The organism is Buchnera aphidicola (Microlophium carnosum) (assembly GCA_011752475.1).
GTDB lineage: Bacteria > Pseudomonadota > Gammaproteobacteria > Enterobacterales > Enterobacteriaceae > Buchnera > Buchnera aphidicola_BG.
Genome location: CP048747.1, coordinates 491,619 through 507,879 on the forward strand (window position 1 = coordinate 491,619; position 16,261 = coordinate 507,879).

The window sequence follows — 16,261 nt, forward strand, 5'->3', positions numbered from 1 at the left end:
GGATAAAATAAGTTTTTTAAAAAATAAAAAATTGAAAAGAATACATTATAAATAAGAAACGATAAAAAGGTACTATTATGACTTTTAAAAAAATGACTGAGATAAATATAACTAACAAAAGAGTGTTAATAAGAAGTGATTTAAATGTTCCTATAGAAAATGGAGTTATTCAATCTGACGCTAGAATACTAGCTGCTCTTCCAACTATTGAACTAGCAATTAAAAAAAATGCAAAAGTAATTATTATGTCTCATTTAGGAAGACCAAAAGAAGGACATTATATAAAAGAATATTCTTTATTACCTATATTTAAATATTTTAAAAAGAAACTTAGTAACATAAAAATATATTTTTCCGATAATTTTTTAGATGGTATTCAACTTAATTCAGGAGAAATAGCAATTTTAGAAAATACTCGTTTTAATAGAGGTGAATTAAATAATAGTGACAAATTATCTAAAAAATATTCCGATCTTTGCGATATATTTGTAATGGATGCATTTGGAAGTGCACATAGAATGCAATCATCTACTTATGGAGTTGGAAAATTTGTTAAAACTGCTTGTGCTGGACTTCTTTTAATAAATGAAATAAATGCTTTAAAAAAAGCATTAAAAAAACCAAAACGTCCAGTAGTAGCTATAGTTGGAGGTGCAAAAGTATCAACTAAATTTAATGTATTAAAAAAATTATCTAAGATCGCAGACACCATAATAGTTGGTGGGGGAATAGCTAATACCTTTTTAGCTATTGATCATAAAATAGGAAAATCATTGCATGAACCAGATTTTATATTTGAAGCTAAAAAATTACGTGATAAATACAATATTATTGTACCAATTGATTCTCGTGTCGGAAAAAACTTTTGCAAAGATGAAATATCTGTAATTAAGTTACCCAACAATATTAAAGAAAATGAAGAGATTATGGACTTTGGTGATAACACTATTGAAAAAATTATTAATATACTTAAAAAATCTAAAACAATTATTTGGAATGGACCAGTTGGAGTATTTGAGTTTCCAAATTTTCGAAAAGGAACTGAAATGATTGCAAAAACAATTGCACATAGTAATGCGTTTTCTATAGCAGGAGGAGGAGATACACTATCTGTTATTGACATGTTTAATATAAAAGATAATATTTCTTATATTTCTACTGGAGGAGGAGCTTTTTTAGAGTTTATAGAAGGAGTAAAACTACCTGCAATACATATGTTAGAAGAAAATTTTAAAAAGATAAATTAAATAATTAATAGGAAAAAAATTGAATATTTTAAATGTTATTAAACCAGGTGTTATGAACGGTGATGAAGCACGAATAGTGTTCGAATTAGCCAAAAAAAAAGAATTCGCAATACCAGCGATTAATTGCATAGGAACTGATTCTATCAATACTGTTTTAGAAACTGCTGCTAGAGTAAAATCTCCAGTTATTATACAGTTTTCTCATGGTGGTGCTTCTTTTATTGCAGGTTATAAAAATAGATTTTCAATGCATCAAGAACAAGCAATACTGGGTTCTATATCTGGCGCTCAACATGTACATTTAATGGCAAAACACTATAACATTCCAGTAATACTTCACACTGATCATTGCCCAAAACAAACATTATCATGGATTGACGGATTATTAGAAGCAGGAAAAAAATATTATCATGATAATAATAGACCTCTTTTTACTTCTCATATGATCGATCTCTCAAAAGAAAGTTTGCAAGAAAACATTTTTATTTCTACACAATATTTAAAAAAAATGAAAAATATTAACATGATGTTAGAAATAGAACTAGGATGTACAGGAGGAGAAGAAGATGGTATTGATAATACTAAAATAGATAAAAAATTACTTTACACACAGCCTCAAGATGTAAATTATGCTTATGAAGAATTAAATAAAATTAGTAAAAATTTTAGTATTGCTGCTTCGTTTGGTAATATACATGGTGTGTATCAATCTGGAAACATTGATCTTAGACCGATTATTTTAAAAAATTCACAAGAATTTGTAAGTACTAAACACAATTTAGAAAAGAATCCATTAAATTTAGTATTTCACGGAGGTTCAGGTTCACATTTGAAAGAAATTAATGAATCAATTAAATACGGCATTGTTAAAATGAATATTGATACTGATATACAATGGGCGGCATGGAAAGGTGTATTAAATTTTTATAAAAAAAATAAAGAATTTTTACAAAATCAATTAGGAAATAAACACAATCAACATCAACCTAATAAAAAATATTATGATCCAAGAACATGGATAAGAAATTCACAAGAATCTATGTCAACTAGATTAGAAAAATCATTTAAAGAATTAAACGCTTTTAATCTTTTATAATCACTTATATAAAACATTTTAATTTTATTCCGGGGAATAAATAAAAATATTCTCCGAAAAATAACTTTATTGAAATATATACTATATATTAAAATAAATCATTAAAATTTTTTAATTGCTAAAATAAAATATACAGAGATCACGATGGATGAATTAAATGTAGTAAATGATATCAATCATGCAGGAAATTGGTTGATAGGTAATCAAGAATTATTACTTGGATATATAGTAAATCTGACATCTGCTATTATTATTTTAGTTGCTGGAATGTTTATATCTAAAATTATATCAAATGGAGTTAATCAAGTATTAATTACTCGTAATATTGATGCTACTATTGCTGGTTTTCTTTCTGCATTAATGCGATATATTATTATTACTTTTACACTGATTGCTGCATTAGGTCGAATTGGAGTACAAACAACATCAGTAATTGCTATATTAGGAGCAGCTGGTATGGCTATAGGTTTAGCTTTACAAGGATCTTTATCTAATTTTGCAGCAGGTGTATTATTAGTTACACTTAGACCATTAAAAACTGGAGAATATGTCAATTTAGGAAATGTTTCAGGAACTGTATTAAACATTCATATTTTTTATACAACACTTCGTACTTTAGACGGAAAAATTGTAGTAGTACCAAATAATAAAATCATTTCTGGTAATATTATTAATTACTCAAGAGAACCTATACGTCGTAATGAGTTTATTATAAGTGTATCTTACAATAGCGATATTGATTTAGTGATAAAAATATTACGAACAGTAATAGAAAAAGAAGAAAGAGTAATCAAAGATAAAGATATTATTGTTGGTCTTAGTGAATTAGCCCCATCTTCTTTAAATTTTATAGTTCGCTGTTGGAGTAAGAATAACGATTTAAATTCAGTATACTGGGATTTAATGGCTAAATTTAAAAAAGCACTAGATAAAAATAATATTAATGTTCCCTATCCTCAACTAGATGTACATTTTTATAAAAAAAATTAAAATAATATAACAATTAAAAGAATAAAATTTTAAAAAATGATTTGTTTAAAAAAAGGTTTCTATGTTTATAGTTTATAAATCAAATTCACTAGATATTCTATTATTAAAAGCTTGTAATATTATTACAGCAAAACCTCTGTCTAATATTTTTGAAAAAGAGGTTTTTGTTTATGATGGTAAAACACTATTTCAATACTTAAATATATTTTTTGCAGAAAAAATAGGTATTTCTGCTAATTTTCAATTATATCATCCTCACGATTTTATATGGAGATTATTCCAAATAATATTATCTAAAAAAGATTTAAAAAACATATTTACTCATTCCATGATGGTTTGGAAAATCATGAATGTTCTAGATAATGAAAAATTTCTTGAAAATTATAAAAAAAAAGAAGATGAAATTAAAAAATTTAAATTTTCATTTTTAATGGCAAATATATTTGAACAATATATTTTTTATCGTCCTAATTGGATCAACGAATGGGAAACAAAAAAAAATGCATCCATAATTGATCAAACCGAAGCATGGCAAAGAAAATTATGGATGGAAATAATGTATAATACAAGAACAATGAAGCAATCTATATATCATTTTGCAAAGTTATTTGACAATGTTCAAAAACTAATTAAAGAAAAAAAAATAAAAAAAAAATATTTACCTAAACGTTGTTTTGTTATTTCTTCTTTTTCATTAAATCCTTCATATATAAAATTTTTTAAAGATATAAGTATATATATTAATGTTTATTTTTTATATGTTACACCTTGTAAAAACAATATATTTCATTTAATACATAATAATATAATATGTTTAGATAAAAAAATAGAAAAAAAAAATGTATTAAGTCATTCACTAATGATGTTATGGGGACAATACGAAAAAATTTATTCTTTATATGTTCTTAAATCTAAAAAAGTTAAAATAATTAATTGTTTCAAAAAAAATAAAAATAACAATCTACTAAATAACATTCAAAATGATTTGTTAGATAGTAATAAATTCAAAACTACAAAAAGATTTTTACAGTTAACAGACAATTCAATTTCTATACATATTTGTTTGAATAAAAAAAATGAAATTGAAATACTATATGAAAAGTTATTAGTATTTTTTCATGAAAATTCATCTCTAAAACCTAGTGATATAGTTGTCACTTCTTTTTCACTTAATAGTTACATTTTATTTATTAATGCAATATTTAAATCAGTAGATAAAAAAAAGAACATTCCTTTTTTTATTTCGCAAAAATTTCCTAAAAATACACGAATAATATTATCTGTTTTTAAAAAAATATTAAATTTATCAAATAGTCGTTTCGAAAACGAAGAAATATTAGAATTATTAGAAATTCCTGAAATAGCAAAGAAATTTAATTTTTCAAAGGAAGAAATAAAAATTTTATATAGTTGGATAGAAGAAGCAAATATTTGTTGGGCTATTGATTGTAAACATAAAGATTATTTGTCATTTCCTAAAAACAAACAAAATACTTGGTTTTACGGAATAGAAAAATTACTTCTTAGTTACGCAATGAATGATACAGAAACAATTTGGAATAATATTTTATCATGTAGCTTAATTAATGGTTCTAGATCAGAACTCATAGGAAAATTAATTATATTTATAAAAACACTCGAAAAATGGCAAAGAAAATTATCAAAATCACAATATCTTGAATATTGGCATTCACTATCTACAACATTAATGAGCGATTTTTTTTACCCCAGCAAAAAAATAGAAAAAATCATGCAAATTATTCAAAAAAAATGGATAAAAATGATGAATGATAATTTATCATCTAATTATTCAAAGAAAATTTCAATTAATATACTAAAAAAAAATTTTTTTTATAAAAATGATTATACTAACAACAAAAAATTTCTTCCCGGTGTAGTGAATTTTTGTCATCCTGATTCTGTATGTTATATTCCATTTAAAATCATATGTATCATTGGAGCTGATCACTCAAGTATTCCAAAAATTAATTATTTAGATAATTTTAATTTATTGATAAAATATCCATTAATTGGAGATGTTAACATCTATCAAAAATATTGTTATTTATTTGCTCAAAGTATATCTTGCGCTGAAAAAAAATTGCATATTAGTTACATTGGATATTCTGATAAAGATGAAAGCAAAAGGTATCCTTCAGTTTTAGTTGATCAATTATTAAATTATATAGCGTTTAATTTTTGTTTTATAGGAGATGAGAATTTAAATTTAGAAAATAATGCTAAAAAAATAATTAAAAATTTATGTACACAATATAACAAACAATATTTTTATGAAAAAAAAAATATAAATTTCTTTAAAAAAGACCAATTACAAAATACATATCACAATCTTGAGAAAAATATATATGATAAAAATTTATTAAAAAAACAAAGTTATATTCAAATTAATTTAAAAGATTTAATAAATTTTTGGAAAAATCCAATACGTTATTTTTTTAATTTCAATTTAAAAATACGATTTAATACAGAAAAAAAAGAAATAAAACACACAGAACCTTTCTCAGTACATCCACTAGATGCTTTTAAAATAAAAACAGTTTTATTAAATAAAATTATACATAATCAAGAAATAACAGAATTTTTTCAATATCATATGCTGTCTGGAAAACTACCTTATCATTTTTTTGGAAAAATATTTTGGAATAAAAGTATCAAAGATATGACGTTAATAGCAAAAGAAGTCATGAAATATAGAGTTTTAACAGAAGAAAGAAAAATTAATTTAAAAATAGAAAAATATCAAATCAATGGTATTTTATGTGAAATACAAAATACAGGATTACTACGTTGGAAACCAACTATAATCAACTATAGCGATCGTATTTCTTTATGGTTAGAACATTTAATTTACTCTGTTTTAGTCGGTTGCAAAGATAGTAGAATAATAGGTTATAAATGTCATACTTGGTCTTTTTCTTCTTTAAATACTGATATAGCATATACTTATCTCTTACAATATATAAGAGGATATATAAAAGGTATAAAAACACCTTTATTTTTAATAAAATCAGGTGCATCATGGCTTGATCAAGTCTATGACAAAAAAAATAATTGTATTAAAAAGGACTATCATACAAACAGAAAAGGACATAAAAAATTATTAGAAACGTGGATAGGAAATTCGTATATGAAAGCAGAACAAAAAGATTTCTATATTAAACAAACAATTACCACATTAAATACAAATACTATAAAAAAAATTTGCGAAATATCTGAAAAATGGTTAACACCGATATTAAAATATAAAAAAATAAACAAAAAATAACAAAATGAATATTACTAATATAAAAGAAAAACTTAATACATTTAAAATACTTCTTAGTGGAATAAACTTAATAGAAGCTTCTGCAGGAACAGGAAAAACTTTTACAATTGTACTATTATATTTACGCTTATTATTAGGTCTAGAAAAAAAAAAAAATATACAAAAAAACTCTTAGTACATGAAATACTAGTTGTTACTTTTACTAATGCAGCAAAAGAAGAATTATACATGCGAATTAAAAATGGAATTCAAAGTCTATATTTAATTTGTATCAATCAAAAAAAAGCAGAACCTCCTTTTAATGTTTTTCTAAGAGAAATAAACGATATAGATGAAGCTATTGATATTCTTAAAAAAGCAAAAAATGATATAAACAACGCTTGTATTTATACAATACATGGATTTTGTCAACATATATTACAATCACATACTTTTTATCTGAATTATAATTTTGAAGATACAATAATTGATAATGAAGATGATTTATATTTACAAGCTACACAAGATTTCTGGAGACGATCTTTTTATAATTTACCAGAAGATATTATTAATATTATTTATCAAGATTATAAAAATCCAGAGTATTTTTTAAAAAAAATAAAACCGTTTTTTCATATAAAATCAACTAATTTTTCTCAAAATTTTTTAAGTAATAAAAAATTAATTACATTTCATCAAGAAAATATAAAAAAAATAATTTCTTTTAAAGAAATATGGTTGATGTATTACAAAACAATACAAGAAGAAATTAATAGTTTTAAAATAAATAAAAAAATATATAGTAATTTTAATATCGTTAAATGGATTAATAGTATTACAATATGGGCAAAATCTAAAACTAAAGATTATACAATTCCTGTTCCATTAAAATATTTCACACAAAAAAATATAAAAAACAATACAGTCAATAATGTTTGTTCAAAATACATTCTTTTTATGGAAACTGAAAAAATATTAAAACAAAACTTTTCATTAAAAAATATTGTTATAATATATGCTATAAAAAAAATTAATCAATACTTGCTAAAAGAAAAGAAAAAAAAATCACTACTAGGATTCAATGACTTATTAAATATTCTTTTAAAAGAAATAAAAAAAGAACAATCTCTTAGAATTTTAATAAGAAAACAATACCCCGCAGTATTTATTGATGAATTTCAAGATACTGATATTCAACAGTATAAAATATTCGATATTTTATATAAAAACCATCATAAAACAGTATTATTTCTTATTGGAGATCCAAAACAAGCAATATATAGTTTTAGAGGAGCAGATATTTTTTCTTATTTATATGCAAAATCTAAAGTAAAAAAATACTATTACCTCGATACTAATTGGCGTGCTTCAATAAATATGTGTAAAAGTATTAATTATTTATTTTCTCAATATCAACATCCATTTATTTTTAAAAATATTCCATTTATACCTACAACACCTTCTTGTAATAATTCAAAAATGAAATTTACAATTAATAATATCCCTCAGATTCCAATAAAATTTTTTTTACAAGAAAAAGAAGAAGTATATATAGATGATTATCAAATTTGGATTTCTAAACAGTGTGCAAATGAAATTAGTTTTTGGTTAACTTGTGCACAAACAGGAAAAGCTAAAATTACAACTAAAAATGGAGAAAAAATTCTAGAAGCTAACGATATTGCTGTATTAGTTAGAAATAAAAAAGAAGCCGATATCATTCAAACAGAATTGCAAAAACATAATATAGTTTCAATATACTCATCCAATAAAAGTAGTGTATTTCAAACTTTTGATGCCCAAGAATTACTATGGATATTAGAATCTATTCTAGAACCTGATAATGAAAAATTGTTACAACAATCCATTTCTACACATATTTTAAAAAATATATTATCTGTAATAAAAAAAAAATCAACAAATGAAAATTCATATTGTATAATAGAGAAATTATATAAATATCATGATATATGGAAAAAAATAGGAATTTTCCATATGATTACAAATATGATATTAGAGTACCAAATCAACTCTAATATTATAGAAATAAATACAAATTATTTAAAAAATTTAAATTTTTTACACATAGCAGAATTATTAGAAGAACAATTTCAATTATTTCATAAAAAAACATCTTTAATTCGATGGTTTAAAAAAAAAATATTACAAAACAAACAGCCTTTACATAATGAATATATTAGACATTTTAATGATTCTCAATCAGTAAAAATTGTTACCATACATAAGTCAAAAGGATTAGAATATCCCATTGTTTGGATACCTTTTAGTATAGATTTTAAAAAATCACTATTACCTATTTATCATGATAAAAGTAATTTCAAAGTATTTTTTGATACAGAGAACAGTAAGGAAAGTTTAAAAATAGCAGATGAAGAAAGATTATCAGAAGACATACGTTTTTTATATGTTGCACTGACAAGATCAATTCTTTATTGTAGTATTGGGATAGCATGTTTAACAAAAAAAATAATAAAAAATAAAAATCATAGTGATATCCACGAAAGTAGTTTAGGATACACTATACAAAATAGACAATCTATGAACTATAAAAATTTACTTAATAAATTGAAAAACATTCAGCTAAATACTTTTATAGAAGTAAAACATAATACAGATTATGTTAAACTTCCTATAATAAAACACGTCATTTATTTAATATGTAAAAAAAAATCTTTAGAAAAAAATCTCCAAAAAAATTGGAATATAACCAGTTTCACCCAATTAAAAAAAGAAAATAAAAAAGAAACTTTCTCAGAAAAATTATTAGTCAAAAATAAAGAACAAAATAATAAATCTTTAACAATATATAACTTTCCCAAAGGGGAAAATACTGGATCAATGATTCATGAAATATTAAAAAATTTACATATCTTAAATAAAAAAAAATATAATTGGTTTTCCAAGATTTTACAAAAATATAATATTCCAATAAAATGGACTGCAATATTGGTTTCTTGGATAAAAAGTATTATCAACACATCAATAGGGGATAAAAAAATTTTTTTATCAAAAATACACGAAAGTTTATGTGTAAAAGAATTTGAATTTTTTTTACCTATAAAAAATACGTTATACAGCACACAGTTAAATGAAATTATTCAATCTATTGATCCTATATCAATGAATTCTCCAAAATTATTTTTTAATCCAGTCAAGGGAATTTTAACAGGATTTATTGATTTAGTTTTTTTTTGGCAAAAAAAATATTATATATTAGATTACAAGTCTAATTGGTTAGGTAAAAACAATAGTTTTTATTCTACAATACATATAAAAAATGAAATAATTAACAAAAGATATGATTTGCAATATCAAATATACACTATAGCTGTGCATAAATATTTACAAAACAAAATAAAAAATTATAATTATAAAAATGATTTTGGTGGTGTTTTTTATTTTTTTTTACGCGCTATCGAACAAGATAAAACAAATAATGGAATTTTTCATACTATTCCAGATTATTTATTAATAGAAAAAACAATTACTTTGATTTCATGAACAATATGATTATGCTATTAAAACAAGCTGTAAAATTTAAAATTATACGTCCAATTGATTTTTATTTCTCTCAATTTATTACACAAAAAAATACTATTATAATGTTAGTTGCAGCTTGTATAAGTTATGAAAGTAGCCAAGGTCATATCTTTTTACCTATTCAATATTTTGAAAAAAATTGTTTTTTTTCTAGTTTAAATGAAAAATTTATAAAAAAAATACTGTTTTTTTTAGAAAAAAAAATAGATTGGTCAGCAGAATTATTAAAACATAAATCCATTGGAAACGGTAAGCTTCCTACACCTTTAGTCTTATACAAAAACAAAATATATCTTTATAAAATGTGGAAAGCTAAAAACAACATTTTTAACTATTTATATACAAAAAATAAAAAAAATAGAATTAATCAAGAGAAATGTTCTAAAATATTAAATAATTTATTTCCTCAACACAATATAAATTTTCAAAAAATAGCAGTGGCACTAACTTTAATAAATCGTATAAGTTTTATTACCGGTGGTCCTGGAACGGGAAAAACTACTATTATATTAAAAATAATAATTGCATTAATTAAAAGTTCAAAAAAAGTAATAAAAATTCAGTTATCTGCTCCAACAGGAAAAGCAACAACACGTTTAAATGAAATTATAAAAAATAATATCTTTGACTTATACTTATCTGAACAAGAAAAGCATTCTCTTCCATCTAGAGCAATAACTATACATCAGTTATTAGGAATTCAAAAAATATCACAAAATAGTTTTTTTAATAAAAATCACTTGTTAGATTTAGATATTTTAATTATCGATGAAATATCAATGGTAGATATTTTAATGATGGAAAAAATATTATTTTCAGTTTCAAGCAATACTAAATTAATTTTTATAGGTGATTCTAATCAATTACGTCCAATAGAATCTAGTTCTATTCTTAAAAAAATTTGTTCTTATGCTAATGATGGATATAGCTTACAAACCGTAATTAATATTGAAAAACTTACACAATATAAATTGTCAAAAAATACAAATACAAAAAAAACAAACTTTATTAGTGACAGCATATGTGTTTTAAAAAAAAATTATAGATTTAATAAAAGCTCAGGAATTTATATATTATCACATGCAATTTGTAATAAAAAAATCAAAATTATTGAAAGTTTATTTAATAATTTAATAAAAAATGTTTCTTTTTATGAAAATAATTCTGTTAAAAAATATGAAAAAATGATTCAAAATATTTCTTTAAACTATAAAAATTTTTGGGATAAAGTATACCAAAAAGCCACAATGAAAGAAATTATAGAATCTTTTAAAGATTATCAAACGTTATGTGTATTACATGATGGTTTATTTGGTGTAAATGTTTTAAATAAAAAATTAGAAGGAAATATGTACAAAAAAAATATAATAAAATATTTTTATATAAATGGACAAGAATGGTATATAGGAAAACCTATCATGATTACTAATAACAATAAATATTTAGACATATTTAATGGAGAAATAGGTATTACCAATATTAACAAAAATGGCATCTTACAAGTGTCTTTTTTGAAACAAAATAATATAGTAAACAATATCCCTGTCACAATTTTAAGAAAATACAAAACTGCTTGGGCTATCACTGTTCATAAATCGCAAGGTTCAGAATTTATAAATACTTCTTTAATATTACCAAATTCTCATTTAAATATTTTAAATAAAGATATTTTATATACCGGTGTAACAAGATCTCGGAAAATGCTTAGCATTTTTTCAGAAAAAGAAGTTTTTATAAAAACTTTTTTAAAAAATACTAATAATATAACAGTTTAAAAAAGAATAATTCATTTTTTATAAAAATATATACTTATATTGCATCAAGCATTAAAATTTTTGCACAACGTTGATAATTATACATTTTCTTTTTACTTTCAGGAAGCATTTCAATGTTCACAAGAACAAATCCTCTCTCTTGAAACCAATGAATACTCTGAGTTGTTAATACAAAAATTCTTTCTAAATGCATTTCTTTAGCACGTATTTTAATTATTTTTAATAATAAATCTCCACGAGCAGAATTACGATAATCAGGATGAACAGCTAAGCACGCCATTTCTCCTATTTTTTCTGCTAAAAAAGGATATAATGCTACACAAGCAATAGTTAAATTATCATATTCAATAATAGTAAATTTATCTACTTCTATTTCTAGTTGTTCTCTTGATCTACGTACTAAAATTCCTTCATTTTCTAAAGGACGAATTAATTCTAAAATTCCTCCAATATCATTAATACTAGCTCGTTTTATTTTTTCTGCTGATTCCATAACTATCTGGGTGCCAATTCCATTACGAGAAAATAATTCTTGCAATAGTGCTCCATTTTTATGATAACTGATCAAATGACTACGATTTACTCCACTTTTGCAAGCTTTTATTGCTCCTCTTAAAAAACGAATAGTTGAAGAAATATAATCACCTTTTTTTTCTAATTTTTTAATTCTGTATTTTATTTCATTAGGCAATAATTCCGAAATGACTTTACCTTTATGATTAATCACTCCTTGATTACTACAAAAACCTATCATTTTTTCTGCTTTTAATTCAATACTAATTTGAGTTGCTATTTCTTCAGAAGTTAAGTTAAAGCTTTCTCCAGTTACAGAAACAGCTACTGGACCAATTAATACTATAGCTCTATTCCTTAATTGATAATCAATTGCATTTTTATCAATCCTTCTAATTTTACCACTATGACAATAATCTATACCATCATCTACACCTAATGGTTGCGCAATAATAAAATTACCACTGACTACATTAATATTTGCTCCTTGAAGAGGAGTGTTCGTTACACTCATAGATAGACGAGCTGTAATGTCAAGTTGTAACCTTCCTGCTGCTTGTTTGACTTGCTCCAAAGAAGCTAAATCAGTAATTCGTATGTATTTATGATATGTGATGTTAATATTTTTTTCTTTTAAACTAGTATTAATTTGAGGACAAGAACCATATACAACTACTAAACGAATACCTAAACTATGTAACAATCCTATATCATTAATAATACCAGAAAAATTTCCATATTTAATTGCTTCGCCACTTAATATTATGACAAATGTTTTACCTCGATGAGCATTAATATAAGGGATGCTGTGACGAAAACCCTGAACTAATTCAGTATTGCGTTCTTTCATAACAATCCTCTTGCATTTTTACTGCAATCTATATATTATTTTTTATTAGTTAATTAATGTTTTATATCTCAGAATAGATTAAAGTATTGGAAGGTTTTTTTCAAAAGATGGGATTAAGTAAAAATTTTTAAATGTAAAATTACATTTAAAATTGGTTGCGGGAGCTGGATTTGAACCAACGACCTTCGGGTTATGAGCCCGACGAGCTACCAAACTGCTCCACCCCGCGCTTGTATTAAATTACATAATACACTTGTATATAAAAAAATGCAATAATTTTTATAAGTTAAATTCTTATTTAAAAATATTTTATAAATTAATAAATTTCAATATAAAAAAAATGAAAATAATCACAATAATATTTTTTAGTTTATCTCTTTTATTTATAAAATCATATGCATCTGTACAAATCAATCAAGGACAACAGTATGAAAAAAAACTAATACAAAATTTTACAAAAATACAAAAAATAAATATTGATGAAAAAATAATTAATTCACAATTATTTCTTATGCAAATAAAAAATATAAAAAAATATTCCCCATCTTTATATTTAAAAAATGAATCTGTTTACAAGGCAACTTTAAATTGGTTAAAAAATAACGCTAATATTAATGAACTTAATAAGTTTGGAATTGATTTGTTTCAAATGAAAGGTACAGATAACTATGGAAATGTTAAAATAAGTGGATACTATACTCCAATAATACAAGCTAGAAAAATTAAAACAGATGCTTTTAGATATCCAATATATTCAATGCCTGATTGTTTTAATAAAAACGCACCTTTACCAAAAAGAAAAGATATATATAATGGAGCTTTAGATAAAAAATATATTTTAGCTTATAGTAATTCCCTAATAGATAATTTTATTATGGAAATTCAAGGAAGTGCATTTATAGATTATGGAGATAATAAACAATTAACTTTTTTTAGCTATGCGGGGAAAAATAGATGGCCTTATAAAGCAATTGGACAAGTTTTAATAAATCGAGGTGACATACAAAAAAAAAATATGTCGATGCAAGCGATTAAAAACTGGTTTACAAAACACACACAAGAAGAAATACAAAAATTACTTGAAGAAAATCAATCTTTTGTGTTCTTTAAAGAAACAAAAAAAACGCAAGTATATGGTGCAAGTGCCGTTCCATTAGTCAGCCAAACATCAGTAGCAGCAGATAGTTCCATAATAAAAAAAGGAAGTGTAATTTTATTAAAAATACCATTACTTGATAAAAATGGTATTTTTATTAATAAATATGAAATGCGTCTAGTAGTTGCATTAGATGTAGGAGGTGCAATTAAAAATCAACATTTTGATATATACGAAGGAATTGGTAAAAAAGCTTCTATATTAGCAGGATTTTATAATCACTACGGATATGCTTGGATCTTAAATAATAAATAATTTATCATATTAATTCTAATAACAAGTAAGTATACAAAGATGAATACAATACAATCAGGAATTACAGCTAAAAATGCATCTATTGCTATAATTATTTCTCGATTCAATCAATTTATTAATCATAATTTATTATTAGGAGCATTAGATACATTACAAAGAATAGGTCAAGTCAACGAAAATAATATTTTAAAAGTATATGTTCCTGGAACATATGAAATACCCACTGTCGCAAGTTATATTGCAAGTTCTGCTAAATGTGATGCTATTATTGCTATAGGGACAATTATAAAAGGAGAAACTGATCATTTTAAATATATTTCTCATGATACTAGTAGCAGTCTTTCCAAAATCAGCACTAAATATTTTTTACCTATCACATTAGGAATACTAACAACAAAAAATATTGAGCAATCAATTGAAAGATCTGGAACAAAAATGGGAAATAAGGGTTCTGAAGCTGCTTTAGCTGCATTAGAAATGATTAATATTATGAAAAAACTAAAAAAAGCACTATAATATTAAATATTTTTTATTTAATATCTATTTTAAAATTTAACTATAAACAATGAAATATAATGAATTTGAAATTATATCCCAATTTTTTAAACGCAAACAAAAAAAAGATTATAATGAAATTAGGGGAATTGGAGATGATAGTGCTTTAGTAACAATACCAAAAAATAATGTTCTTGCAATCAGTACTGATACATTAGTCGAAAAGACTCATTTTTTAAAGAATATATCTCCTGAAGATTTAGCATATAAAACAGTAGCAGTAAATTTAAGTGATCTTGCTGCGATGGGTGCCAAACCAAAATGGACGACATTGTCTCTTACAATGCCCAAATCCGATAGTCTGTGGTTAGAAAAATTTAGCAACAGTTTATTTGATATATTAAATAAATATAATATACGATTAATTGGTGGTGATACCAACTGTGGTCCATTGAGCATTACTTTAAGTATTTATGGATTACTAGAAAAACATACTGCATTGCTAAGAAGTAATGCTAATATAGGAGATTTAATTTATGTGACTGGAACTCTTGGAGAAAGTGCTGCTGGTTTATTTTTACTTAAAAAAAAAATTTTTATAAAAAATGCAAATATACGAAATTATCTAATCAAAAAGCATCTCCATCCTATTCCTAGGGTTTTTGAAGGACTGTCTCTTAGAAAAATTGCTAACTCAGCTATTGATATATCAGATGGATTAATTTCTGACTTAGGTCATATATTAAACAGTAGCAAACGAGGAGCAAATATAAATTTAAATCAAATCCCTATTTCGAAAATTTTAATTAATAATTTTCAACGTCAAAATTGTTTAGATTGGGCATTAAATGGAGGAGAAGATTATGAATTATGTTTTACTATTTCAAAAAAAAATGTTAAAAGACTAAATCAAATTAGACAAAAATTTCTAGTTAATTGTACATGTATTGGTCACATTACATCTATAGAAAAAGGATTTAATTTATTTCATAATAAAAAGAAAATTGTTTTTCAAAAAAAAGGTTTCAATCATTTTAATTGAAAAAATTTTATAAAAA

At 23.6% G+C, this 16,261-nt stretch carries 9 protein-coding genes, 1 tRNA gene and 1 pseudogene; 9 read left to right on the plus strand and 2 right to left on the minus strand.

Going from position 1 to position 16,261, the window contains the following annotated elements:
- The first annotated feature begins 77 nt into the window (after positions 1-77).
- From G4A98_02240 to recD, 6 genes and pseudogenes are all read left to right on the plus strand, one after another.
- Positions 78-1,247 carry a phosphoglycerate kinase gene (locus tag G4A98_02240; GenBank protein QIQ42020.1) on the plus strand — a complete coding sequence of 390 codons (1,170 nt, stop codon included), beginning with the start codon at positions 78-80 and terminating at the stop codon, positions 1,245-1,247.
- Positions 1,248-1,266: 19 nt separating this feature from the next.
- Complete coding sequence (gene fbaA, locus G4A98_02245; GenBank protein ID QIQ42021.1) at positions 1,267-2,343, plus strand: class II fructose-bisphosphate aldolase; 1,077 nt, start codon at positions 1,267-1,269, stop codon at positions 2,341-2,343.
- A gap of 144 nt (positions 2,344-2,487) precedes the next feature.
- On the plus strand, positions 2,488-3,333 hold the full coding sequence (gene mscS, locus G4A98_02250) for a small-conductance mechanosensitive channel MscS (GenBank protein QIQ42022.1): 846 nt from the start codon (positions 2,488-2,490) through the stop codon (positions 3,331-3,333).
- A 61-nt stretch (positions 3,334-3,394) separates the two neighbouring features.
- Entirely contained in the window at positions 3,395-6,619 is a 3,225-nt protein-coding gene (recC, locus tag G4A98_02255) for an exodeoxyribonuclease V subunit gamma (protein ID QIQ42023.1), read from the plus strand.
- A 4-nt stretch (positions 6,620-6,623) separates the two neighbouring features.
- Positions 6,624-10,120: pseudogene (gene recB, locus G4A98_02260) on the plus strand (exodeoxyribonuclease V subunit beta).
- Between the two features lie 5 nt (positions 10,121-10,125).
- On the plus strand, positions 10,126-11,934 hold the full coding sequence (gene recD / locus G4A98_02265) for an exodeoxyribonuclease V subunit alpha (protein QIQ42175.1): 1,809 nt from the start codon (positions 10,126-10,128) through the stop codon (positions 11,932-11,934).
- Between the two features lie 34 nt (positions 11,935-11,968).
- Here the strand turns inward: recD and argA are convergent, their stop codons facing one another.
- Both argA and G4A98_02275 read right to left on the minus strand, forming a co-directional pair.
- Entirely contained in the window at positions 11,969-13,297 is a 1,329-nt protein-coding gene (gene argA, locus G4A98_02270; GenBank protein QIQ42024.1) for an amino-acid N-acetyltransferase, read from the minus strand.
- 152 nt (positions 13,298-13,449) lie between these two features.
- Positions 13,450-13,526: transfer RNA gene (locus G4A98_02275), tRNA-Met, on the minus strand.
- Positions 13,527-13,628: 102 nt separating this feature from the next.
- Here G4A98_02275 and mltA point away from each other — a divergent pair.
- Genes mltA through thiL form a run of 3 tightly spaced genes read left to right on the plus strand, consistent with a single transcriptional unit; the run spans position 13,629 to position 16,245 of the window.
- Entirely contained in the window at positions 13,629-14,708 is a 1,080-nt protein-coding gene (gene mltA, locus G4A98_02280) for a murein transglycosylase A (protein QIQ42176.1), read from the plus strand.
- Positions 14,709-14,747: 39 nt separating this feature from the next.
- Positions 14,748-15,224 carry a 6,7-dimethyl-8-ribityllumazine synthase gene (gene ribE, locus G4A98_02285; protein QIQ42025.1) on the plus strand — a complete coding sequence of 159 codons (477 nt, stop codon included), beginning with the start codon at positions 14,748-14,750 and terminating at the stop codon, positions 15,222-15,224.
- A 49-nt stretch (positions 15,225-15,273) separates the two neighbouring features.
- Positions 15,274-16,245 (plus strand): thiamine-phosphate kinase, encoded by a 972-nt coding sequence (gene thiL / locus G4A98_02290; protein QIQ42026.1) that lies wholly within the window; start codon positions 15,274-15,276, stop codon positions 16,243-16,245.
- Positions 16,246-16,261: the final 16 nt, after the last annotated feature.